Consider the following 23,966-nt stretch of genomic DNA (forward strand, 5'->3'; position numbering starts at 1 on the left):
ATTTATAAGAACAAAAAGCGAACAGGAGATGTCGCATGGCTCAGCTGACCGTGATGGAGAAGCTCGAAATTCTCAGCGACGCGGCGAAATATGACGCGTCCTGCGCATCCAGCGCTACGACAAAACGCGATTCGCGGGGAGGCAAGGGGCTCGGATCGACCACCGGCGCCGGCATCTGCCATTCCTATGCGCCGGACGGTCGCTGTATCTCGCTGCTGAAAATCCTGCTGACGAATTACTGCAGCTTCGATTGCGTGTTCTGCATCAACCGCTCCTCGAGCAATGTCCGCCGTGCGCGGTTTTCGGTCGAGGAGGTGGTCGCGCTGACGCTGAATTTCTATCGGCGCAATTATATCGAAGGTCTCTTCCTCTCATCGGGCATTATCCGCTCAGCCGACTACACCATGGCGGAGCTGGTGCGGGTCGCCGAGAGCTTGCGGCAGGACCATGGTTTCCGCGGCTATATCCATCTCAAGCTTATTCCAGGCGCGAGCCGCGAGCTGATCGACAAGGCCGGGCTCTTTGCCGACCGGGTTTCGATCAATGTCGAATTGCCGAGCGAGGCCGCGCTGGCTCGTTTCGCGCCGGAAAAGCAGCCGGTCGAAATCCGCAGCGCCATGGGTGGGCTCAAACTCAAGATCGACGAGGCGCGCGAAGAACGCGGCAAATCGAAGAAGGCGCCGGCTTTTTCGCCCGCCGGGCAAAGCACGCAAATGATCGTCGGCGCCGATGGCGCGAGCGATTCGGCGATCATGACGCGCAGCGCGTTGCTTTACGGCACGTTCGGCTTGAAGCGGGTCTATTATTCCGCCTTCAGCCCTATTCCCGATGCGTCGAAGCAGCTGCCGCTTCTGGCGCCGCCGCTGATGCGCGAGCACCGGCTCTATCAGGCCGACTGGCTGACGCGTTTTTACGGCTTCGAGGTCGAGGAGATATTCGGCCCTGCCGAAATGCTCGATCTGGAGATCGATCCGAAACTGGCCTGGGCGTTGCGCAATCGCGGGCGGTTTCCGGTCGATGTGAACCGGGCCGATCGGGAGAGCCTGCTCCGGGTCCCTGGTTTGGGCACCCGAAGCGTCGACCGCATTCTGGCCTCGCGTCGGTTCAGGCGCTTGCGGCTGGATGATATCGGGCGGCTGACGCGCTCGATAACGACCATTCGGCATTTTATCGCGGCGGAGGATTGGCGTCCGGGCGCCTCGCTCGACAGTGCAGGGCTGATGGCGCGCCTGTCGCCGAAGCCGCAGCAATTGGCGCTTTTCGCATGATCGCCGCGCGGCTGGCGGGTCAGGCCGATTTCGACGGCTGGCGCCGCGAGGCGAGGCGGCTGGCCCTTGCCGGGATAGGGCCGGAGGCGGTTGCGTGGCTCGTAGGTGAGGAAGCAGGGGGGCTCTTCAGCGACTCCTTCGAGGAGGCTGCGGATGGTCAGGACGGCCAGCCGGCGGGGCTGACCGTGCCGCGCCGTTTCATGGCGCTGGCGGAAACCGTGATCTGCCACCGGGAGCCGGAGCGCTTCAATCTGCTTTATCGTTTGCTGCTGCGGCTTCAGACCGAGTCCGGCCTGCTCGATGTCGCGGTCGACGGCGATGTCGCTCGTGCCGAGGCGATGGCTCGCACCGTCCGCCGCGATCTCCACAAGATGACCGCCTTCGTACGCTTCAGGGCCGTCGAAGGGGCAGGTGAGAACGGCCCCTACATTGCCTGGTTCGAGCCCGAGCATTTCATTCTGGAGCGGGCCGCTTCCTTCTTCACCGGGCGCTTTTCCTCGATGCAGTGGTCGATCCTGACGCCGCAGGGTTCGTTGCACTGGGACGGCTCGAACCTGCAGATCGGCCCCGCCGCGAGCAAATCAGACGCGCCCGACGACGACGCCATGGAGGATTACTGGCGCACCTACTACGCCAATATCTTCAACCCCGCCCGGCTCAAGCCCAAGGCGATGCGCTCCGAGATGCCGGTGAAGTATTGGCGGAATCTGCCGGAGGCCGAATTGATTGCTCCACTGATCGCGGGCGCCGCCCGCCGCGCCGAGGAGATGGTCATGAAAGCGCCCACGCAGCCGCCGGAGCGGCATGTCAGGCAGGCGCTGCGGCAGGTTGAGGACGGGACGTCCGAGCATGCCGGCGCGATCGCGTCATGGGAGGATGCGGCCAAGGCCGCGCGAGCCTGCACGCGCTGCGACCTTCACTGCAACGCGACCCAGACGGTTTTCGGAGAGGGGCTGCTCGATGCGCCGGTGATCTTCGTTGGCGAGCAGCCGGGCGATCAGGAGGATCTTGCCGGCAAACCCTTCGTCGGGCCGGCCGGGCAGATGTTCGACCGGGCATTGACTGAGGCCGGGCTCGATCGCCGTCGGGCCTATGTCACCAACGCGGTGAAGCATTTCAAATTCCAGCTGCGCGGCAAGAGACGCATTCACGAGAAGCCGAATGTCGGGGAGATTAAGGCCTGCAAATTCTGGCTCGATCTCGAACTGCAATTCGTCAAACCGGCTTTGGTCGTCTCTCTGGGCGCCTCGGCCTTGCGCTCCCTGACCGGTCATGCCGGCTCGCTGGGGCAGGCGCGTGACAGCGATCTGGCGCTGGAGGACGGCACGCCGCTGTTAGCGACGGTCCATCCCTCGTTCCTGCTGCGACTGCCGGATGAAGACGCTAAGCGGCGAGAATATGCCCGTTTCGTCTCGGATTTGAAGCGGGTGGGCGGAAAGGTGCCGGGATTAAGGTTGGGGCAGGCGGCTTAAGAGAACTCGGAGGCTCGTGGGTCATCCCGGGCGACCGGAGGGAGACCCGGGATCTATGCCGGAACGCTTGTCATCTGTGTTCAGGCATGGATCCCGGATCGGCGCGGCTCTGCCGCTTGTCCGGGATGGCGGCCGCGCGAGACCGACAAACGGTGACCTAATGACTTGCTCGCCAGCTAATGAATCGCCATCAGCTCTTTCAGCCGAAGCAGCGCGATCTTTTCCACCTGCGTCAGCGCCGTCTCGAATTCCTGCTCCGGCGTATTCCTCAGCCGCGTCTCGAAGGCCGCGATGATATCGGCTTTGCTCGCCCCCTTTACGGCCATGATGAAGGGAATGCTGAAACGGGTCTTGTAAGCTTCGTTCAGCGTGGTGAAGCGCGCTCGTTCGTCGGCTGTGAGGCGGTCCAGCCCAGCGGAAGCCTGCTCGCCGATCGATTCCGCCGTCATCTCGCCCGCCGCCGCCAGCTTGCCGGCGAGATCAGGGTGGGCGTTGAGCAATATGTCGTGCCGCTGGCGATCAGCTCCACGCATGATGCCCGCCATCGCGGCATGCAGCGCTTCGGGACTGTCCTGGGCTTCACTCAGGCCGGCATCATAGGCGGCTTCCGCGACCCAGGGCGAGTTCTCCCAGATGCGGCCGAAGACTTCGGTGAAAAGCGCTCTTGGCAGCTTTGAGGGGACATAGCCGCCGGCCGGCGGGTGGTGACGCACCCAGTGGCGGGCGATGTCGAGCCGCGTCGCGACCCAGACCCTGTCGTGGTTCTTCACATAATCCAGGAAGCGCATCAGCGCTGCGGCGCGGCCGGGGCGGCCGACAAGGCGGCAATGCAGCCCGACCGACATCATCTTCGGCGCGGTTTCGCCCTCGGCATAGAGCGTGTCGAACGAGTCCTTCAGATAGGCGAAGAACTGGTCACCGCTGTTGAAACCCTGCGGCGTGGCGAAGCGCATGTCGTTGGCGTCGAGCGTGTAGGGCACGGCGAGCTGCGGTCCTTTCGGACCGGACAGCCAATAGGGCAGCTCGTCGGCGTAGATATCCGCCGTATAGAGGAAGCCGCCTTCCTCCATCGTCAGTGGAATTGTGTTTTCGGAGGTGCGGCCCTGATAGCAGCCGAGCGGGCGTGCTCCCGTCAGCTCAGTCTGGATGCGGATGGCCTCGGCGAGGTCGGCGCGCTCGCGGTCCTTCGGCACATCGCGGTAGTCGATCCATTTCAGCCCGTGCGTCGCGATCTCCCAGCCGGCCTCCTGCATGGAGCCGACGATCTCGGGATAACGCGCGAGCGCAGTTGCCACCGCGAAGACAGTGACGGGCAGATCGCGCTCGGTGAACATGCGCCAGAGCCGCCAATAGCCGGCGCGGGAGCCGTATTCGTAGATCGACTCCATGTTCATGTGGCGCTGGCCGGGCCAGGGGGCGGCGCCGACGATCTCCGACAGAAAGGCCTCGGAGGCGGCGTCGCCATGCAAGACGTTGTTCTCCCCGCCTTCCTCGTAATTGATCACGAACTGCACGGCGATTTGGGCGTTACCCGGCCAAAGCGCATGCGGCGGTGTGCGCCCATAGCCCTTCATGTCGCGGGGGTAGGGGGGCATCGTCATCGGCGGGCGCTCGCAATCTGATTCAGGGGACGATGATAAGCCATTGCGGCCGCGCGGAAAGGGCTGTCGCGGCGCGGATGCGCATGAGCTGTTACTGCGAGCGGAGCGAAGTAATGCGGAGCGAGCACTCTACGTCCCTGAATTGCTTCATCGGCGGCGCCTGCTCGCCATGACGGGGGAGGGGCTTATGTCTCAACTGCCCCGATACGTCGTGTAGCCAAAGGGCGAGGCGAGCAGCGGGACGTGGTAGTGGCGGCTGGTGTCCGAGATGCCAAAGCGCACCGTCACCACTTCCAGGAAGGCCGGATCGGGCAAGGGAACGCCCCTCTCGCGGAAGTAGGGGCCGATCGCGAAGTCGATCTCGTAGATGCCGGACTCCGTCGCCCCGGGCGTCAGGAGGGGGGCGTCGGTGCGGCCGTCGGCATTGGTCGACGTCTCGACCAGCGTCTGCGTTCGGCCGTCCGTGATCCGATGCAGGGTGATTTTCACGCCCGCGGCCGGCACGCCGCCATGGGTGTCGAGGATATGCGTCGTCAGCCCGGCCATCCTCATGCTCCTCACTTCGATCGCAGGCGAGTCCTCATCCTGAGGAGCCGCGGAACGCGCGTTCTGCGAAGCGCTGCTCAGGATGAGGGCTGTGGAAAGCGCAGCGCTTGCCTGCTTCCTGTGCCCAACCGTAATTTGCATCGCGGCGAAGTCCATCGTTGAGTCTCGCCGCAAGGGAGCCAAGGCCGGCCATGCTCAGCGCCTATCTGATGGAATGGGGCAGCATGATGCTGCGCTGGCTCCACGTCATCACGGCGATCGCCTGGATCGGCTCTTCGTTCTTCTTCATCCATCTCGACGCGAGCCTGCGTCCGGCTGCGGATATTCCTGCCGGGACCGGCGCGCGCGCCTGGCAGGTGCATGGCGGCGGCTTCTACGAGATGCGGAAATACATGGTCGCGCCGGCGGTGATGCCGGCCGAGCTGACCTGGCACAAATGGCAAAGCTACTGGACCTGGATTTCGGGGTTTTTCCTGCTGGTCTGGGTCTATTACGCGCAATCCGAGCTCTATCTGATCGATCCGGCCGTCATGCAGCTCTCAGCCATGGCCGCGGGCGCGATCGGCATCGCTGCACTGGCGGGGGGCTGGCTGATCTATGACGGGCTGTGCCGCTCGCCGCTCGGCCGTCACGATCTATGGCTCGGGCTGATCGGCTTCGGTTATGTCGTCGGCGCAAGCTGGGCCTTCGCGAACGTCTTTTCCGGCCGCGGGGCGCTGATCCACACCGGCGCGCTGATGGCGACGATCATGACCGCCAACGTCTTCTTCAACATCATGCCCGGCCAGCGGAAGGTGATCGCGGCGCTGACGGCCGGCGAGAAGCCCGATCCGAAATACGGCAAGGCGGCCAAGCAGCGCTCGACGCACAACAACTACATCACCCTGCCAGTGCTGTTCCTGATGCTGTCGAACCATTATCCGGTGACGTATGCCAATGCGGCGGTGATCCCGCTGTTAGTGGCGCTGGTGATCGTCGCCGGCGCGCTGATCCGGCATTTCTTCAATGTGCGCCATGCCGACCACACGAAATCGCCGTGGTGGTGCTGGGCTGTGGCGATCCTGGCGCTTTGGCTTGCGTTCTGGGTCGCGATGTCGGCGTCGCCCGGTGGGCGCGAGCGGCTGGGGCTTGCGCCGCGCACGGCGGAGAGGCCGATGCTGCTGGCGGGAATGAGCCTGCCGCCCGTCGAGGTCACGAACATCGTCACCGGCCGCTGTGCGATGTGTCATGCCCCGGAGCCATCCTGGCCCGGTCTCCAGATCGCTCCCAAGGGCGTGTGGCTTGACGGGCCGGAGCAGATTGCGCTGCATGCCCGCGCCATCCGAACGCAGGTCGTGATGACGCATGCGATGCCGCCGAACAACCTCTCCGGCATGACGGCGGAGGAGCGGCGGGTGCTGGCGCGCTGGTTGGCGGGCAGGGAGTCTTGAGAGGACGTTTGCCTGATCACCCTTAGCCCTCGTCCTGAGGAGCCATTCCACCGGAATGGCGTCTCGAAGGACGCTCCAGCAGTCTCACGAGCCATCTGAACCATCCTTCGAGACGCCGCATGCGCGGCTCCTCAGGATGAGGGCTGAGGAGATGGGATCGACCATCAACGCTGCCATTCCGCAATCGCCTTCGACCTTTCTTCAGCCTGTCGCGCGCCGACACACGGATGCGTGATCCCATTCAGAATTGGTTCAGGTGAAATACCACAGGGTCCGGGCTGCTAGAGGCTGGAGACCGGTTCCAAGAATGGTGCCGTCCACGCCTCGGGACCTCGGGGGTTCCGTTGGAACGCGTGGACGTGAGGCGCGCCGGCTATTGGGCGGCGGCCATCGGTTTTGTCGTGGCATGGCTTATCCTGTGCTGGCCCTGGCTTTCGGGGTCGGTGACGATTCCCTTCGATGCCAAGGCGCATTTTCAGGCCCAGATCCAGTTCCTGGCGCAGGCGATCCATTCCGGCCAGTCGCCGTTCTGGAATCACAACATCTTCGCCGGCTCGCCGCAGATCGCCGATCCGCAATCGCTGATCTTCTCGCCCGCGATCCTGCTGGCGCTGATCTCGTCCAATCCGAGCTTCCGCGAGGTCGACGCCTTCGTGCTGGCGCATCTGCTGTTCGGCGGGCTGGCGCTGATCATGCTGTTCAGGGATCGCGATTGGCACCCGGCCGGTGGCCTGCTGGCCGCGCTGGTGTTTGCCTTCGGCGCCTCGGCGGCGTGGCGGGTGCAGCATGTCGGGCAGATCGCGAGCCTCGCCTTTTTCGCCATCACGCTGTGGCTGACGGCGCGGATGCTGCAGCGGAACTCGGTGCTGTCGGGCCTGTTTGCCGGGCTCGCCGGCGGGCTGATGGTGCTGGACCCCGACCAGATCGTGCTGCTCGGCGGTTATGTGCTCGTCGGCATCGTCGTCGCGCACTGGATTTCAGGCGGCCGCGCGGCTTTCCGGTCCAGCCTGGCGCCGCTTTCCGTGGCTTGCGTCGCCGGCGTTGCACTGATCGCGCTGCCGCTGCTCTGGACCTGGCTCTTCGCCGAGGCGACGACAAGGCCCGAGATCGATCTCGTCGAGGCCGGACGCGGCTCGCTTCATCCCGCTTCGCTTCTCACCGCATTTATCGGGGATTTGTTCGGCGCCAAGAGCGGCGATGTCGTCTTCTGGGGCCCCTACAATAATCCGGGCTGGGCGAAGGAGCTTTTCCTGTCCCAGAACATGGGGCAGGTCTATTTCGGCGCCCTGCCGATGCTCCTGCTGATCGCGCCGGGTGTGACGCGGGGCTTTCTGTGGGACAAAGCCGTCCGGCCGTTCACCATCGCTTTCGCCTTCATGGTGCTGTTCGCGCTTGGCCGTTACACGCCGGTGTTCCAGCTGGCCTATGACTACCTGCCGGGCGTGAAGGTCTTCCGCCGCCCTGCCGATGCGACCTTCCTGATCGGCGCGCTCGGCGCCATCCTGTCGGGCTATGTGCTGCATCGCATCCTGGGCGCGGAAAAGGGCACGTCCTTCCGGCGCGACCTGATGGTCGGCGCCGCGATCGTGTTGTCGGCCATGCTGGCGGCGGTGCTCGTTTCGCGCGGAGAGGGCCATCTTGGTCAGGCCTGGCTCCCGATCGTGCAGGCGCTGGGCTGGTTTGGCGCCGCTGCGTTGCTGTTCTTCGTGCTCCAGCGTTGGCGCGGTGCCTTGGCGCCGATTGCTTCGGTCGTGCTCGTGGCCGGCGTCATGGCGGCCGATCTGCACGCCAATAACGGCCCCAACGAATCGACTGCGCTGCCGCCGAAGATCTACGACGTGCTGGAGACCTCGACGAAAAACGAGACGATCGCGCTGCTGAAGCATCTGACGGCGCAGCCCGCCGGTTCGACGCGGCGGGACCGGGTGGAATTGCTCGGCCTCGGGTTCGAGTGGCCCAATGCGAGCATGGTCCATGGCTTCGACCATACTCTGGGCTACAACCCGCTGCGGCTGGAGGATTTTTCCGAGGCCGTCGGGACGCGTGACGGCATCGCCGAGCCGTCCGAGCGCAAGTTCACACCGCTCTTCCCGTCCTATCGCTGCCGGCTCGCCAACCTTCTGGGCCTACGCTACATCGCCTCGCCGGTGCCGATCGAGCAGGTCGACCATGCCTTGCATGGCGGTGATCTCCACCTGATCGCACGGACGAAGGAGGGCTATGTCTACGAGAACCCGCACGCCCTGCCGCGCGTGCAGTTCGTCGGCGGCTGGCAGTTCGCCGATTTCGACAGCATGAAACTGTCGGGCCGCTGGCCCGAGAGCGCCGATCCGCAGCAGGTCGTGCTGCTCGATAGCGAGCCGCCGGTCGCGATGCCCGAGGGAGCTGCGGTCGTGCAGGCCGAGGTGAAGCTGACGCATTATCGCAACGCGACCGTCGAGATCGATGTCGACACGCCGGCTGCCGGCTTCGTCGTGCTCAACGATATCTGGCACCCGTGGTGGCGCGCCGAGGTCGACGGCGTCGACACCGAGATTCTCAAGGCGAACGTGCTGTTCCGCGCCGTGCAGGTGCCTGCGGGCAAGCACAAGGTCCGGTTTACGTTCCGGCCGCTGGAAGGGGCTGTGGCGGAACTGCGCGAGCGCATCGATCCGCAGGAGCCGGTCGACACCGCGCCGCCCGCGCCGGCGCTCGAGCGCGATGCTCCGAACGTGGCGGCGGCGCCGCTGCGCGGGCCGACGCTGGCCGGGCCTTCGACGAGCGTGCGCGATTCGCTGGGCTTAAACGGCGGCGCACTGGCGGCGCTGCGCAGCAGCACGGCTGCGGCTCAGATCCCCGGAGAATCGCTGGCGCAGTAAAGGAGCAGCACCGGGTCTACGTAGCGGGCCATTCCGTCGCCGCCTCATCCTGAGGAGCCGCGAAGCGGCGTCTCGAAGGATGCTCCAGGAGGCTCCGGAACCATCTGGAGCATCCTTCGAGACGCGCCTGCGGCGCTCCTCAGGACGAGGGCTTGCCTCAATTTGCTCTCAGACCCTCGCGCGGTTTGGGGCCCTCAAGCCACGCCGAGCTTTTTCTGCAGGCTGGTCGAGGACGTCGTGTACTGGAAGGTCAGGCGCTTGTCGGGGTAGACGTAGCGATGGACCTTCTGGGCGCAGAGCGCGCCCTCGTGGAACCCCGAGAGGATCAGCTTGAGCTTGCCCGGATAGGTGTTGATGTCGCCGATCGCGAAGATGCCGGGCGTGCTGGTCTCGAAGGTTTCGGTGCCTGCCGGGATCAGGTTTTCGTTCAGGTTCAGGCCCCAGTCGGCGATCGGCCCGAGCTTCATCGTCAGCCCGAAGAAGGGCAGCATGGCGTCGCAGGCGATCTCGAAGGTCTCGCCGGCAGCATCGCGGCAGACCGCCGCTTCCAGCCTGCCGTCATCGCCCTTCAGGCCGGTGACCTGGCCCAGCTTCATGTCCATCTTTCCATCCGCGACCAAGGCCCGCATCTGCTCTACGGAATGCGGTGCGGCGCGAAAATCATCGCGGCGGTGCATCAGCGTGACGCGTCTCGCGATGGGCTGGAGATTCAGGGTCCAGTCCAACGCCGAATCGCCGCCGCCGACGATCAGAACGTCGCGGTCGCGGAACGTCTCCATCCGACGCACGGCGTAATAGACCGAGCCGCTCTCATAGGCGTCGATGCCAGGGATGGGGGGCTTCTTCGGCTGGAACGAGCCGCCCCCGGCCGCGATGACAACGGTCTTGGTGTCGAACACGGTGCCGGCATCGGTGGTGACGCGGAAGCGCGGCGCCTCCGTCGTACCGGTCGGCGCGACCGCCTCGATCATTTGGCCGAGATGGAAAGTCGGCCCGAAAGGCTTGATCTGTTCCAGCAGATTATCGACCAGCGCCTGGCCGGTGACCATCGGGAAGCCGGGAATGTCGTAAATAGGCTTCTCAGGGTAGAGCTCCGCGCATTGCCCGCCGACCTTCGGCAGGATGTCGACGAGATGAGCGCGGATATCGAGCAGGCCGAGTTCGAAGACGGCGAAAAGCCCGCAGGGCCCCGCGCCGACGATGACCACATCGGTCTCGATGATCTCGCTAGCCAGGCCTGCTTCGCTCATGTTCACGCGCCCGTATCGGCTTGCAGGCCGGCGGCGGCGATGCCCTTCGTCGCGGCGGCCTCGTCGTTGTCGGAGGTGTCGCCGGAGATGCCGACTGCGCCGAGGAGTTCGCCCTCGGTGGAACGGATCAGGACGCCGCCTGGCACCGGGACGAGCAGGCCGCCGACTGCATGGGCCGCTGCCGTAATAAAATAAGGCCGCTCCTGCGCCATCTTGTGAAGCGCGCGCGAGCCCAGGCCCATCGAGACGGCGCCATGGGCCTTGCCGAGCGCGATCTCAGCGCGCTTCAGGCTGGTGCCATCCTGCGCCGCGAAAGCCTTCTGCGCACCGCGGGCATCGATGATCGCGACCGCGAGTGGCTTGAGGCCTTGTTCGGTGGCGTGGTCGAGCGCGGTCGCGAGAATGGTTTGCGCCTGGGCGAGCGTCAGCATGTGGGGTCACTCCAATGTAAGCTTCGGTGTTCTGCCAGCCTATCGTGTCCGGGGGAAGCGGCCGGCCGGCATATCGACATGAGCCGTGCGGGGGGCGCCGCAATCGCCGGTCAACGCGATTGCGTAGGCGGAGCCCTTGCGCGGTCGATGGCGGATGGGCTTGATAGCGTGTCGTGAAAGCGAGGCCGCCTGTTCACCGGCGTCGCAACTGCCGGCTTCGTCAGCGCGGCAGCCATCCTTTCAGCTTCAGGAGTTCCAAGTCTCGCATGACCGTGAAAGACCTCGACATCGACGCGATCAAGACAGGTCTGGCGGAGGGCAAGATCCTGCTCGTCGACGTCCGCGAACCCCATGAATTCGCCGCCGGGCATATTCCGGGCTCGGTCTCGCATCCGCTGTCGCAGTTCGATCCTTCGGCGCTACCGGACGAACCCGGCAAGCGCATCGTCTTTTCCTGCGCGGCCGGTGTCCGCTCGCGCCATGCACTCGCCGCTGCGCAATCGGCCGGGCTCGATCTCGACAGCCACTATGTCGGTGGCTTCAAGGATTGGGCGATGCGGGGCGAGACCATTTCATTCGATTGACGTCTTGGCCACGCAGCGTCACGCAGCGGGCCTTTCCAAGGATTTCAGCATGTCCATTCGTCATCTATCCGCCGGTGCGGCCTGCGCCCTTGCGCTCGCCCTGCTGTCGCCTGAGTCCGCGATCGCCCAGGGGGCCGCGGCGCAGAGCCCCGCTTCCATCACGGCCGGAGAAAGCGACCTCCAGGCCGCCATTTCCAAGTCCAACGCCTATACGCAGCTGATGAACCGCACGCTGAGGGCCAATGAATCCTGGCAGCGTTATGCCAGCTGGGTCGACATGAAGAAGGGGCCGACCGGCAAGGAACGCTATATCGGTTACGGCCTTTACAGCCTCTACGACGTGACCGGCGAGATCAAGAAAGCGGAAGGCGCGGCCGCGCGAGAACCCAAGCTGCCGGAGATCGACGCGACCGTGCTGCGCTTCATCAAGGCCTATCAGGAGCTGGCGCCGCTGATCACCAAGGCGGAGCGCTATTACGACCGCAAGGACTACCGCGACGACGACCTCGCCGAGGGCAGGACGCTGCACGCGGCGATGGTGCCCGCAGCGAAGGCCTTCCTCGATGAACGCGCCAAGCTCGATGCCCTGATGCGTGTCTACAAGACGGGCATCGACCAGCGCGAACTCGCGGCGCTGGAGCAGCGGGAAGGCCGCTCGGCTCGCTGGCAGGTGCGCAATGTCATGATCGGCGCGCGCGGTGTCATCGACCTGATGCCGAGCAACGAGCAGCCGATCGTCGATCTCAAGGCCTTCGACGCGGCCACCGCCGAATACGCCAAGGCGGTGCGCGCGATGGACGAGTTCAAGGACAAGAACCCGGGCCAAACATTATGGCTCGACAGCCAGGCCGGCTCCTGGCTCGGCAAGCTGCGCGATTTCTCGGAAAAGCTCGCCAAAAACAAAGGCGATGTGCGCCGTGGCGCGGCCGATGCGGCGAACTGGATCGTGCGCGACTACAACACGATGATCTCGCTGGCGGACACCGCCGTGCGCTTCCCGCGCTAGGCTTCACGCCCGGCCCGCTTTGCCGCTTGAGCCGGTCACGATTCCGGGGCTGGCGGCCGGCGCGATCTTTTCCTAGTCTTTCATTCGACCAATCGAGGATATGCCTCATGCGCCCCATGAAATTCGGTTTCGGCCAGCCGGTCCGGCGGGTGGAAGATCAGCGCCTGACGACCGGTACCGGCCGCTACACCGACGATATCGCCGCTGACGGCGCCCTACATGCCTATGTCCTGCGCTCGCCTTATGGCCATGCCCGCTTCACCATCCGCGACAAGGAGGCGGCGCGCCAGCTCAGGGGGGTTAAGCTGATCCTGACGGGCGAGGACGTCGCGGGATATGGCGACCTTCCCTGCAAGGGGCTGATCAAGACGCTTTCGGGCGAGCCGGTGAAGCCGCTGCCCGTGCCGGTCCTGCCGACCGATACGGTGCGCCATGTCGGAGAGGCCGTCGCCTTCATCGTCGCGGAAACGCTGGCGCAGGCGCGCGACGCGGCAGAAGCCATCGACATCGCGTGGGACCCGCTGCCGGCCGTGACCGGCATCGAAGAGGCGCTGACGGAGGGCGCCCCGCGGGTCTGGGACGACCGGGCCGGCAATGTCGCTTTCGAGGCCGAGCAGGGCGACCGCGAAAAGACGGAAGCTGCCTTCGCCAAGGCGGCGCGGACCGTCTCGGTCACCGTCGTCAACAACCGGCTTGCCTCCAACTACATGGAGACACGCGCCTGCATCGCCGATTACGACGAGGCTGAAAAACGCTGGACGCTGACGCTGGGCAGCCAGGGCAGCCATGGCATGCGCGACCTGATCGCGACCTATGTGCTCAAGGTCGACCCCAAGCGCATCCGCGTGGTGACGCCGGATGTCGGCGGCGGTTTCGGCACCAAGATCTTCCTCTACCGCGAATATCCGCTCGCAATGATCGCGGCCGAAAAGCTGAAGCGCCCGGTGCGCTGGGTTGCCGACCGGACCGAACATTTCCTCGCCGACACGCATGGCCGCGCCAATCTGGCGACAGCGACGATGGCGCTGGATGCCAAGGGCAAGTTCATCGGCCTGAAGGTCGATCTCTCGGCGGAGATGGGCGCATGGCTTTCGCAATACGGGCCCTTCATCCCGTGGGTCGGAACGACGATGACACCGGGCTGCTACAGCATTCCGGCCGTGCATGTGAATTTCCGCGGCGTGCTGACCCATACGACCCCGGTCGATGCCTATCGCGGGGCGGGGCGACCGGAGGCGGCTTACCTGATCGAGCGGCTGGTCGACGCTATCGCGCGCGAAACCGGCAAGACGCCGGACGCGGTCAGGTCGCTCAACTTCGTCAAGCCCTCCGAGATGCCGCACAAGACGCAGACCGGGCCAGTCTACGATTCCGGCGAGTTCGAGGGCCACATGCGCCGCGCCATGGAGGTGGCGGACTGGAAGGGCTTCAAAGGGCGGGTCAACACAGCCCGGAAGGCGGGCAAGATCCGTGGCATCGGCATGGCGAGCTATATCGAGGCTTGCGGCGGCGGTGGTCCGGAGAGCTCGACCGTCATCCTCGAAAAAGACGGCATGGTGACGGTGCTGATCGGCACGCAGTCGAACGGGCAGGGGCATGAGACGGCCTACTCGCAGCTTGTCTCGCAGCATCTCGATATTCCGATGGACCGCATTCGGGTGGTGCAGGGCGATACCGACCGGGTGGAGACCGGCTCCGGCACCGGCGGTTCACGCTCGATCCCGGTTGGCGGCGCTGCGCTCGACAAGGCGACCTCGATCCTGACCGACAACCTCAAGCAACTCGCATCCGAGAAGCTGGAGGCCGCGGTCGGCGACCTCGAGATCGCCGATGGAGCCGTGCGGATCGTCGGGACCGACAAGTCGCTGGATCTAACGGCCATCGCGGCCTTGCCCGGCGCGACGCCGGAGCTGCTCAAGGTGCATCAGAGCTGGACGCCGCCGGAGGCGACCTATCCCAACGGCACACATGTCTGCGAGCTGGAGATCGACCCCGGCACCGGCCACACCGAAATCCTGAACTATGTCGTCGTCGACGATTTCGGCGTGACCCTGAACCCGCTGATGCTGCAGGGGCAGGTGCATGGCGGGGCGGTGCAAGGCATCGGCCAGGCCCTGATGGAAGAGATCCGCTTCGATCCCGAAGGGCAGATGCTGACCGCGACCTTCATGGACTACGCCTTGCCGCGCGCGATCGACGTGCCGAATTTCCACTTCGAGACACGCAATGTCCGTTGCGTCACCAACGCCATCGGCGTGAAAGGCGCGGGTGAGGCGGGTGCGATCGGTGCCTGCCCAGCCGTCATGAACGCGATGGTCGATGCGCTCGACCGGGCCGCCGGGATCAAGGCGATCGACATGCCGGCGACCCCGCTCAAGGTGTTCACCGCACTCAAGGAAGCGGGCTATCCGCTCTGACGCAAAGAGGGGTTTGCGGCACCGCAAACCCCTTCACGCAAAAGCGACTTGGCGCTGTCGCGATCATGAGATGATTTAGAAGTATTCAAAAGCGGTGGTCAGTGCCGCTGCACAAAAGGGGAGCCTTCATGATCCGCACCGTCCTCGTCATCGCCGGTCTGGGGCTCGGCCTCACCGCCGTGATGGCCCAGTCCAACCCTATCGCCGAGCGCCAGCAGACGATGAAGACCGTCGGCGGTGCCACCCGCGACGGCGCGGCCATGGCCAAGGGCGACGTGCCGTTCGATGCTGCCAAGGCGCAAGCCGTCTTCAAGACCTACGCCGCTGCGGCGCAGAAGATGCCCGGCCTGTTTCCGGACACCTCCAAGACCGGCGGCGACACCACCGCCTCGCCGAAAATCTGGGAAGACCAGGCGGGCTTCAAGGCGGCCTTCGCCAAATTCGAGGCTGACGCGGAAACCGGCATGAAGGCGACCGATCTCGCCAGCTTCCGAACCGCTTTCGGCGCGGCGACGAAGGAATGTGGCGCCTGCCACGAGGTTTACCGCATCAAGAAATGAAAGCGCCTGCGCCGAGAGATTCCTCCTTCGGAGGCTTCGGCGCGGGGACCCCCTCTCCTATAAGGAGAGGAGCAGGGGTGAGGTGTAGGCCTTTGAACCAGCTTGCCATCGCTTCACCACAGCCAAGGTCAGTCTCGGCTAGGCGTCCAACGGCCGACCCCTCACCCTGCCCTCTCCCTCCGGGAGAGGGTTCCTCGCGCTGTCCCTGCTCCTTTTGAGCTGGCCTGGCGCTCTAGCCGCATTTGTATTCCAGCCTTGCCCATCTACCACCCAGCGTCCAAGCTGCAGCCTCACTTCCGGAGATCGTGATGCTGCTGCTGCGCCGCCTGCTGGTTACTCTTGTCGTCCTGGCGGCGATCGGGCTCGGTGGCTTCTATCTGCTGACCGATCCGCGCGTTGTCTCGCCGGCGCCCGAGGTCGGGGCGCTGCCGGCGGCTGACCTCGACAATGGCAAGCTGCTCTTCGCTGCCGGCGGCTGCGCCTCGTGCCACGCCACTCCTGGACAGGACGACAGGACGAAACTCGGCGGCGGGCTCGCGTTGACCTCCGCCTTCGGCACCTTCCACGCGCCGAATATCTCGCCGCATACGCGGGACGGGATCGGCAATTGGGGCGTTCAGGACTTCGTCGATGCGATGGCGGCCGGCGTCGGGCGGCAGGGCGAGCATCTGTATCCGGCCTTTCCCTACACCTCCTATCGGCTGATCCCGCCCAAGGCGCTGGCGGATCTGTTCGCCTATATCCGCACCTTGCCGCCGGTCGAGGGCAAGGCGGCGGCGCACGAACTGCGCTTCCCCTTCAATATCCGCAGGCTCGTGGGGGGCTGGAAGCTGCTGTTCTTCCAGGGCGGCTCGTTTCAGCCCGATGCGACCAAGAGCGAGGCCTGGAACCGCGGTGCCTATCTGGTCAATGGCCCAGGCCACTGCGCCGAATGCCACTCCAGCCGCAACGCCTTGGGTGCCATCATTCCCGCGACACGCTTCGCGGGCGGGCCCGATCCGGAGGGCAAGGGCTCGGTGCCGAACATCACGCAGGACGAAGCCAATGGCCTCGGCAAATGGTCGAAGGAGGAGATCGCCGAACTGCTGAAGACCGGCTTCACCCCGAGCTTCGACAGCGTCGGCGGCACCATGGCGGATGTCGTGCGCAACACCGCGCAGCTTTCGGACGCCGACCGGGCAGCGATGGGTGAGTATCTGAAGTCGCTGCCGGCGTTGCGGGGGCCGGTGAGGGCAGGCGGCGGCTAGAAGTGGGGACTATAGGTCGTTTGCAGACAAGACGCATAGCGCAAGTCCGCACCCCTGCTCAGCCCGCCTTCCTGCCATAATCCTGCTCGCTAACCTGCTCCAACCAGTCGACCGGCGAGCCGTTCAGCTTTTCCTGAAGCGCGATGTGGGTCATCGCGGTGGCGGCGGTGGCGCCGTGCCAGTGCTTTTCGCCGGGCGGAAACCAGACGACGTCGCCGGCGCGGATTTCCTCGACCGGGCCGCCCTCGCGCTGCACCCAGCCGCAGCCGGCGGTGACGATCAGGGTCTGGCCGAGCGGGTGGGTGTGCCAGGCGGTGCGGGCACCGGGCTCGAACGTGACGAGCGCTGTCGCGATCCGCGCCGGCTCGGGTGGGTTGAACAGCGGGTCGATACGAACCTGACCGGTAAAGTATTCGGCCGGCCCCTTGCCGGAGGGCTGCGAGCCGGAACGGCGGATGTCCATGGTCGTGCTCCTAGTGTGGACGGGAGAACCCGTCGCTACTCCATCACCGCGGCCTTGAGGATGCAGACCATCAGCGCGGTGCCGGGTTCGGTGCCGACGCAGCGGACGATATGGCGGCGGTCGCAGCGGTAGCGCAGAGTTTCGCCGGCCTTGGCGCGCTGGACGATGTCGCCGACCTCGACCTCGAATTCGCCCGAGGTGACCGAGAGCGATTCGATCGAGCCGCGCTGGTGGCCTTCGGAATCGAGTTCACCACCGGGCTCGGAGGAGACCTCGTACCATTGCAGCCACTCGACCGTCTTGATCCAGCCGACGATGGCGAGCCTGAGCTTGCCGTCCTCCGAGACCAGGATCGGCGTGTCGGCGCGGGTCGTCTTGTCGATGAAGGGCTCTTCCTCGGCGCTGGAAAGCACGCGCTCGATCGAGATGTCGAGCGCCTGCGACAGGCGCCAGATCGTCGCCAGCGTCGGATTGGTCTCGTTGCGCTCGATCTGGCTGATGATTGATTTGGCGACGCCGGACTGCTCGGCGAGGTCCGAGAGCGAGAAGTTATAGGCCTTGCGCAGGCGCTGGATGGTCTTGCCGAGCTGCCCGGAAATGACCTGAGCTCCGGATTCCAGCTCCCGCCCGCCGCGCTCTTTGGTTTCGATGCCCATCGCGTCCTGCCTGCTGCCCGGATCGCCCGCCCTCGCCAACGATCGTTTTAACGAACGGACCATGCCCGCTCGGTCAGCTGGGGGCAAGGGAGCCCGTTCACGGATAGCCATACCAGTGGCCTCCAATCCGGATCGAGACGAGTAATCGTCATTGCGAGCGTAGCGAAGCAATCCAGTGGACATAGAGCACTGCCGCCCCTGGATTGCTTCGCTACGCTCGCAATGACGGAAATGCTGTCGAAGACTTCGAGGTTCAGGTGATCCGGCTGGGCCCAACCTCGCGCTGGGCGCGGCGCGCGAGACCCAGCTGGCGCTCGCGGAAAATCACATAGATGCCGGAGCTGATGACGATGAAGGCGCCGATGACGATGGTCTGCGGCGGCCATTCGCCAAACCAGAACCAGCCGATCGCGACGGCCCACAGCATCGTCGAATACTCGAAGGGGGCGACCAGAGAGGCGTCGCCATAGCGATAGGCCTGCACGATGAAGATCTGGCCGAAGCCGCCGAGAATGCCGATCACCACCATCGTCAAAGCGTCCCGGAGATCGGGAACGTGCCAGCCAAGCAGGATCGTCGAAAGACCAAGGACGCTGGTCAGCAGCATGAAATAAAACACGATCGCGCCTGTGCGCTCGGTCTGCGTCAGGAGCCGCACCTCGACCGAGGCAAAAGCCGAGCAGAAGGCGCCGGCGAGGCCGAGCGCGGCGCCCAGAGCAGCGCCCGGGCCCAGCGCGCGGGCGCCGGCGCTGAGATGGGGCGACAGCATGATCACCACGCCGACGAAACCGACGGTCACCGCGCTCCAGCGATAGATCCGCACCCGCTCCTTTAGGATCAGCGCGGCCAGCACTACCACGGCGAGCGGCGCGGCATAGCCGATGGCCACCGCCTCCGACAGCGGCAGGAACTGCAGGGCCGCGAAGCCGCAGAACATGCCCGTTGAGCCCATGATGCCGCGCTTGAGATGACCGCGCAGATTATCCGTCTTGAGCGCCGCTGGTAGCTCGGCGCGCCAGGCGAGCCAGATCAACAGCGGGATCATCGCGAAGAACGACCGTGCGAAGACGATCTCGCCTGTCGGATAGCGTGTCGAGATCGACTTGATGCCGGCCGACATCAGCGTGAACGCCAGCGCCGAAAGCAGCTTGTAGGTGATGCCGAGGAAGGGGGACAAGGCGCAGGCCGGCGGGAGGGCGGGGCGACGGTCTCGAGCGAGACCCTTGGTCCTTAGACCATGTCGAAGCAAGCCAGCGAAGCGCTGACTTCGCAGGGCCGCTAGGCGGCTGGGTTGGGGATGATGGTGCCGCTCAAGGCGCCTGTGCCGTCATTGCGAGCGTAGCGAAGCAATCCAGGAGACTTGGCTGAAGTGTCACCTAGCCCTCCTGACTTGCTTCGTCGCTTCGCTTCTCGCAATGACGGTTGAACGGTTCAGAATGTGCCGCGGAAGGCACCGCCATCGATCAGGACGTTCTGGCCGGTGATGTAGCCGGCATGCGTGCTGGCGAGGAAGGCGCAGAGCTTGCCGAATTCGTCGGGCGTGCCGAGGCGGCCGGCCGGCACCGAGGCGAGGCGCCGCTTGGTCGCTTCCTCGACGGTGATGCCCTGCATCTCGGCGGTCTTGCCGACGGCACTCTTGATCCGATCCGTGTCGAAGACGCCGGGCAGGATGTTGTTGATGGTGACGCCCGAGCCTGCCACCTCGCGAGCCACGCCTGCCAGGAAGGCGGTCAGGCCGGCGCGTGCCGCCGAGGAGACATCGAGCCCGGTCAGCGGCGTGACGACACTGGCCGAGGTGATGTTGACGATTCGGCCGAATTTGCGGGCGATCATGCCGTCGATCACGCGCTGAACCAGCTCCAGCGGCGTCGCCATGTTCTGGACGACGCCTTCCAGCAGGCCCTCGCGCGAAACCTCGCGGAACGGCTTGGGCGGCGGGCCGCCATTGTTGTTGACCAGAATATCCGGCTGCGGCGCGGCAGCGAGAAGCGCGTCCTGTCCGGCCCTGGTCGAGACATCGGCGACGACCGCGATCACGGTCGCTCCGGTCTTCGTGCGGATTTCGCTTGCGGTTCGTTCGAGGGTTTCGGCGTTCCGCCCGTTGATCACGACGGTGCAACCGGCCTCCGCCAGCGCCTCGGCGCAGCCGCGGCCAAGCCCCTTGCTGGAGGCGCAGATGATGGCCGTGCGGCCCGCGATTCCCAGATCCATTCGAAATCTCCCATGACCCACAGCCTGCCTGCGACTGCGAGCGATTGGCTTCAATCTGACCATGGATTGCCGGCAGCGTCATCAAAGCGCAACGCAAATCGGTCACACGCCCCAGGCATCGCAATGACTGGGGCTGGGGCGGGATGAGCGACGATGACAATGCGCAGCAGGTGCGCGCCATCTTCATCTCCGACCTGCATCTGGGCACGCGCGGCGCACAGGCCGAGCTCGTGCTGGAATTCCTGCGCGCTTACGACGCGCCGCAGATCTATCTCGTCGGGGACATCATCGACGGCTGGCGGCTGAAAAGCGGCTGGTACTTTCCGCAGAGCCATAACGACGTGGTGCAGAAGCTGCTGCGCAAGGTGCGCAAGGGCTCCAGGTTGATCTACGTCACCGGCAACCATGACGACTTCCTGCGCGACTTCACCGGGCTGCAGTTCGGCGGCATCACGCTGGTCGACGAGGTCGTACACGAGACGGCCGACGGCAAGCGGATGCTGGTGATCCACGGCGATCTGTTCGATCTCGTGGTACGCAACGCCAAATGGCTCGCCCTGCTGGGCGACTGGGCCTACACGGCGGCGCTCACGCTCAACATGGCTATCAACAGGGTACGCCGCGTTCTCAAGCTGCCGCATTGGTCGCTCTCGGCCTGGGCCAAGCAGAAGGTCAAGAACGCCGTCAACTATATCGGCGAGTTCGAGACCTGCCTTGCCAGCGAGGCGCGGCGTCACAATGCCGACGGCGTCATCTGCGGGCATATCCACCATGCCGCCCATCGCCAGATCGAGGGGCTGACCTATATCAACACCGGCGACTGGGTGGAGAGCTGCACCGCCTTCGTCGAGCATGATGACGGGCGTTTCGAAATGATCCGCTGGCCGCAAGGCGGCCTCGGGGGCAATGCAGCCGTTCCTGCCGTCATTCCGGCGCGGTCCTTGCGCATGCCTGAACTGGTCGAGGCCGCGCGCAGTCTGCTCGGCGGCCTGCGGCCCGAGGCAGCCGACCGGAAAGCAGGCTGATGCGCGTCCTGATCGCAACCGACGCCTGGCGGCCGCAGATCAACGGGGTCGTGCGCTCTCTAGAGCGGATGATTGAGGCCGCGCCCGATTTCGGCGCGACGGCGGCGGCGCTGACGCCCGAAGGTTTCAAGCAGATAGGCCTGCCAAGCTATCCCGATATCCGATTGGCACTTGCGACGCGCCGTGCCCTCGCCAAGCGGATTGCCGATTTTGCACCGGACCATATCCATATCGCGACGGAGGGGCCGATCGGCTGGCTGACGCGGGCAATCTGCCTGGTGCAGAAGCGGCCCTTCACCACCAGCTACCACACCCGCTTTCCGCAATATGTCGCCGCGCGCTGGCCCATTCCCGAAAGCTGGAGCTACGGGCTGCTGCGCCGCTTCCACGCGCCGGCGGCGGCGGTGATGGTCTCGACCCAGACCGTCGAGGACGAGCTGCGCGGCCATGGCTTCGAGAGGTTGGCGCGTTGGGGGCGCGGCGTCGATCTCGGACAGTTCCATCCGCGTCCGCAGAGCATCCTCGACCTGCCACGGCCCATTTTTCTCAGCGTCGGCCGTGTCGCCGTGGAGAAGAATCTCGACGCCTTTCTCTCGCTCAAGCTGCCGGGCAGCAAGGTCATCGTCGGAGACGGGCCGGCACGGGCCGACCTGACGCGCGCCTATCCCGAGGCGCATTTCCTCGGCACCAAGGAGGGCGAAGAACTGGCAGCAATCTATGCCTCCTCGGACGTCTTCGTGTTTCCGAGCCTGACGGACACGTTCGGGATCGTGTTGCTCGAGGCGGCGGCGAGCGGGCTGCCCGTGGCAGCCTTCCCGGTACAGGGGCCGCGCGATGTGTTCGCCGGCAGCCAGGCGGCGGTCCTTGACGACGATCTGCGCAAAGCAGCGATGCAGGCGCTGCGTATCCCCAGCGCCCTGCCGCTGGAGCTGGCATCGCGGCACAGCTGGTCGGCAAGTGCGGCCCAGTTCTACGGTCATATCCGGGCTGTCGCGCAGCACGCCGGCTTCCTGTCGCAGGAGGCCGCGGGGCCGAGTGAGGCGCCGGTCAGAGCCTTCGGGAGCGGGCGTGGCGCGGAAGGGCGCGTTCGGCGGCAGCACCAGCCGGCTTGAGCTGCGCACGAAACCCGTCCCGCCGTTCATGCACCGAGGCGATGACGAGGCCCATCGGGACGCCGAGCCCGACGAGCGCGGCCTCCGACAATTGCAGGCTGGCCTCGATGGTCTCGGGCACGGCGTCGTTGACCCCGATATCGTAGAGATGGCTGGCATGGCCCGCATCGCGGGCGCGGGCGACAATGACGATGTCGGGCCTCAGGGAGCGGGCGGCGTGCACGGTGTCATCGACCGCGCGGGCATTGTCGATCGTCACGATCAGCGCGGTCGCTTCTTCGAGGCCGCAGAGCTTGAGGAATTCGACCTTGGTCGCGTCGCCGTAGAAGGCCGGGCGGCCGCGACGGCGCTGTGCGGCGATCAACGAGGCGTCGGCATCGATCACGATATGCGACTTGCCATGTTCCTCCAGCATCGAGGCGACGAGCCGCCCGACGCGGCCGCCACCGACGACGATGGCGCGCGGAGCGCGATCGTCCGGCGGCAGGATCTTCGCCTCGTCGGGGAGGATGACGGGGGCCGCGAGCTTTTGCGCCATATGCCGGGCGAAGCGCGCCAGAAAGGGTAGAGCGACCATGGTCAGCGAGACCGCAGCCAGCACGATGTTGCCGGCATGTTGGTCGAGCAGCCTGGCGCCGGTGGCGGCGTTCAGCAGCACGAAGGCGAACTCGCCGCCCGGGCTGAGCATGATCGCCGTCTCCAGCGCGGTCGCCCTGGAGAGGCGAAAGCGCCGGGCCAGCCCGAAGATGATCGCCGTCTTGACGGCGACCAGACCCAGCGCCACCGCAAGGATCGCAAGCGGGTTGGCCGCGATGTCGGCGGGGTTCACTCCCATGCCGACGGTGAGGAAGAAGACGCCGATCAGCAGCGACTTGAACGGGTCGATCGTGACCTCGATCGCGCGCCGAAACTCCGTCTCGGCCAGCAGGAGACCGGCGATGAAGGCGCCCAGCCCCATCGACAGGCCGGCCGCAGCGGCGATGAGCCCGGTGCCGAGCGCGGTCAGCAGGGTCGCCGCCATGAAGCTCTCGGCCGAGTTGCTGGTGGCGACCAGACGAAACAGCGGGCGCAGCGCGAGACGGCCGATGACGACGATCACGGCAATGGCTGCCGCAGCCTGGATGAAGGCCTGTGCCAGACCGGCCAGCAGCGAGCCGCCGCCGTTCTGCGAATCGAGCACGCCGATCAGGAAGAGCAGCGGGATGACCGCCAGATCCTGACAGAGCAGCACGGCGAAGCTGGCGCGGCCGGCCGATGTCGTCATGCGTTTCTTCGCAGCGAGCAGCTCGACCACCATCGCCGTCGAAGACAAAGCGAGCCCAAAGCCGATGATCAGGGAGGCCGCCGCTGGTTGGCCGAACGCATAGGCGACGAGGCCGACGGCCGCCGCGCTCAGGCCGACCTGACCGAGCCCGAGGCCGAAGACGAGGCGGCGCATCGTCATCAGGCGCTCGAACGAAAGCTCCAGCCCGATGACGAAAAGCAGGAAGGCGACGCCGAGTTCCGCCAGCCCCGTCAGCGCCTCGGCATTCGAGACCGTGATCGTCCGCAGCAGCGGTATCGTCGAGCCGAGCCCGCCGAGGCCGAACGGTCCGAGCAGCGCGCCGCTGGCGATGAAGGCGATGATCGAGTTGATCTTGTAGCTCTTCGCTATCGGCACGATGACGCCCGCCGTGGCCAGGACCACGACGACATCCTTGTAGGCTGACAGATCGACTGATGAGGCCAAGGGCCGTCCTTGCGATTCGATCGAGTTGGGAGCGCGTTTCATTGTGGTGGCCTGCGGCATCCCCGCACAACCTTTGAATTATGGTCGCAGACGAATTCGC

At 65.5% G+C, this 23,966-nt stretch carries 20 protein-coding genes; 11 read left to right on the top strand and 9 right to left on the bottom strand.

The window, feature by feature from the left end:
• Nucleotides 1–35: 35 nt before the first annotated feature.
• Together AC1DR6_RS05970 and AC1DR6_RS05975 are read left to right on the top strand one after the other, a co-directional pair.
• Nucleotides 36–1,268 (top strand): putative DNA modification/repair radical SAM protein, encoded by a 1,233-nt coding sequence (locus AC1DR6_RS05970; RefSeq protein ID WP_476828262.1) that lies wholly within the window; start codon nucleotides 36–38, stop codon nucleotides 1,266–1,268.
• On the top strand, nucleotides 1,265–2,740 hold the full coding sequence (locus AC1DR6_RS05975; RefSeq protein ID WP_476828263.1) for a UdgX family uracil-DNA binding protein: 1,476 nt from the start codon (nucleotides 1,265–1,267) through the stop codon (nucleotides 2,738–2,740). Before AC1DR6_RS05970 ends, AC1DR6_RS05975 begins: the two co-directional genes overlap by 4 nt.
• Before the next feature lie 176 nt (nucleotides 2,741–2,916).
• On the opposite strand, the gene puuE is transcribed toward AC1DR6_RS05975, so the two are convergent.
• Together puuE and uraH are read right to left on the bottom strand one after the other, a co-directional pair.
• Nucleotides 2,917–4,341, bottom strand: a complete 1,425-nt coding sequence (gene puuE / locus AC1DR6_RS05980) for an allantoinase PuuE (RefSeq protein WP_476828264.1) — start codon at nucleotides 4,339–4,341, stop codon at nucleotides 2,917–2,919.
• Nucleotides 4,342–4,533: 192 nt separating this feature from the next.
• On the bottom strand, nucleotides 4,534–4,887 hold the full coding sequence (uraH, locus tag AC1DR6_RS05985) for a hydroxyisourate hydrolase (RefSeq protein WP_476828265.1): 354 nt from the start codon (nucleotides 4,885–4,887) through the stop codon (nucleotides 4,534–4,536).
• Nucleotides 4,888–5,078: 191 nt separating this feature from the next.
• Between uraH and AC1DR6_RS05990 the strand changes: the two genes are divergently transcribed.
• Together AC1DR6_RS05990 and AC1DR6_RS05995 are read left to right on the top strand one after the other, a co-directional pair.
• On the top strand, nucleotides 5,079–6,317 hold the full coding sequence (locus AC1DR6_RS05990; RefSeq protein ID WP_476828266.1) for a urate hydroxylase PuuD: 1,239 nt from the start codon (nucleotides 5,079–5,081) through the stop codon (nucleotides 6,315–6,317).
• A 359-nt stretch (nucleotides 6,318–6,676) separates the two neighbouring features.
• Entirely contained in the window at nucleotides 6,677–9,175 is a 2,499-nt protein-coding gene (locus tag AC1DR6_RS05995; protein ID WP_476828267.1) for a hypothetical protein, read from the top strand.
• 194 nt (nucleotides 9,176–9,369) lie between these two features.
• Here the strand turns inward: AC1DR6_RS05995 and AC1DR6_RS06000 are convergent, their stop codons facing one another.
• Entirely contained in the window at nucleotides 9,370–10,425 is a 1,056-nt protein-coding gene (locus AC1DR6_RS06000) for an NAD(P)/FAD-dependent oxidoreductase (RefSeq protein WP_476828268.1), read from the bottom strand.
• Between the two features lie 2 nt (nucleotides 10,426–10,427).
• Complete coding sequence (locus tag AC1DR6_RS06005) at nucleotides 10,428–10,856, bottom strand: GlcG/HbpS family heme-binding protein (RefSeq protein WP_476828269.1); 429 nt, start codon at nucleotides 10,854–10,856, stop codon at nucleotides 10,428–10,430.
• Nucleotides 10,857–11,122: 266 nt separating this feature from the next.
• Here AC1DR6_RS06005 and AC1DR6_RS06010 point away from each other — a divergent pair, with 266 nt between their 5' ends.
• From AC1DR6_RS06010 to AC1DR6_RS06030, 5 genes are all read left to right on the top strand, one after another.
• Nucleotides 11,123–11,440, top strand: coding sequence for a rhodanese-like domain-containing protein (locus AC1DR6_RS06010; protein ID WP_476828270.1), 318 nt, complete (start codon nucleotides 11,123–11,125; stop codon nucleotides 11,438–11,440).
• 49 nt (nucleotides 11,441–11,489) lie between these two features.
• Complete coding sequence (locus AC1DR6_RS06015; RefSeq protein WP_476828271.1) at nucleotides 11,490–12,446, top strand: DUF3829 domain-containing protein; 957 nt, start codon at nucleotides 11,490–11,492, stop codon at nucleotides 12,444–12,446.
• A gap of 107 nt (nucleotides 12,447–12,553) precedes the next feature.
• The gene (locus AC1DR6_RS06020; protein ID WP_476828272.1) at nucleotides 12,554–14,863 is read left to right on the top strand and encodes a xanthine dehydrogenase family protein molybdopterin-binding subunit; all 2,310 of its coding nucleotides are present in this window, start codon (nucleotides 12,554–12,556) and stop codon (nucleotides 14,861–14,863) included.
• 128 nt (nucleotides 14,864–14,991) lie between these two features.
• Nucleotides 14,992–15,423 carry a c-type cytochrome gene (locus tag AC1DR6_RS06025; protein WP_476828273.1) on the top strand — a complete coding sequence of 144 codons (432 nt, stop codon included), beginning with the start codon at nucleotides 14,992–14,994 and terminating at the stop codon, nucleotides 15,421–15,423.
• 314 nt (nucleotides 15,424–15,737) lie between these two features.
• Nucleotides 15,738–16,670 carry a c-type cytochrome gene (locus AC1DR6_RS06030; protein ID WP_476828451.1) on the top strand — a complete coding sequence of 311 codons (933 nt, stop codon included), beginning with the start codon at nucleotides 15,738–15,740 and terminating at the stop codon, nucleotides 16,668–16,670.
• Between the two features lie 58 nt (nucleotides 16,671–16,728).
• On the opposite strand, the gene AC1DR6_RS06035 is transcribed toward AC1DR6_RS06030, so the two are convergent.
• The 4 genes from AC1DR6_RS06035 to AC1DR6_RS06050 form a co-directional block, all read right to left on the bottom strand.
• The gene (locus AC1DR6_RS06035; protein ID WP_476828274.1) at nucleotides 16,729–17,133 is read right to left on the bottom strand and encodes a (R)-mandelonitrile lyase; all 405 of its coding nucleotides are present in this window, start codon (nucleotides 17,131–17,133) and stop codon (nucleotides 16,729–16,731) included.
• A 35-nt stretch (nucleotides 17,134–17,168) separates the two neighbouring features.
• A complete protein-coding gene (locus tag AC1DR6_RS06040) occupies nucleotides 17,169–17,789 on the bottom strand; it encodes a helix-turn-helix domain-containing protein (protein WP_476828275.1) in 621 nt (206 codons plus the stop codon).
• Between the two features lie 253 nt (nucleotides 17,790–18,042).
• Nucleotides 18,043–18,966, bottom strand: a complete 924-nt coding sequence (locus tag AC1DR6_RS06045) for a DMT family transporter (RefSeq protein ID WP_476828276.1) — start codon at nucleotides 18,964–18,966, stop codon at nucleotides 18,043–18,045.
• Between the two features lie 254 nt (nucleotides 18,967–19,220).
• Entirely contained in the window at nucleotides 19,221–20,000 is a 780-nt protein-coding gene (locus tag AC1DR6_RS06050) for an SDR family oxidoreductase (RefSeq protein ID WP_476828277.1), read from the bottom strand.
• A gap of 143 nt (nucleotides 20,001–20,143) precedes the next feature.
• Between AC1DR6_RS06050 and AC1DR6_RS06055 the strand changes: the two genes are divergently transcribed.
• Both AC1DR6_RS06055 and AC1DR6_RS06060 read left to right on the top strand, forming a co-directional pair.
• The gene (locus AC1DR6_RS06055; protein WP_476828278.1) at nucleotides 20,144–21,025 is read left to right on the top strand and encodes a UDP-2,3-diacylglucosamine diphosphatase; all 882 of its coding nucleotides are present in this window, start codon (nucleotides 20,144–20,146) and stop codon (nucleotides 21,023–21,025) included.
• Entirely contained in the window at nucleotides 21,025–22,137 is a 1,113-nt protein-coding gene (locus tag AC1DR6_RS06060; protein ID WP_476828279.1) for a glycosyltransferase family 4 protein, read from the top strand. Before AC1DR6_RS06055 ends, AC1DR6_RS06060 begins: the two co-directional genes overlap by 1 nt.
• Here AC1DR6_RS06060 and AC1DR6_RS06065 read toward each other — a convergent pair.
• Nucleotides 22,073–23,866, bottom strand: coding sequence for a cation:proton antiporter domain-containing protein (locus AC1DR6_RS06065; RefSeq protein WP_476828280.1), 1,794 nt, complete (start codon nucleotides 23,864–23,866; stop codon nucleotides 22,073–22,075). The two genes, AC1DR6_RS06060 and AC1DR6_RS06065, sit on opposite strands and share 65 nt — an antisense overlap.
• Nucleotides 23,867–23,966 lie beyond the last annotated feature (100 nt).

The sequence above is a fragment of the Allobosea sp. P5_A5 genome (assembly GCF_056400625.1).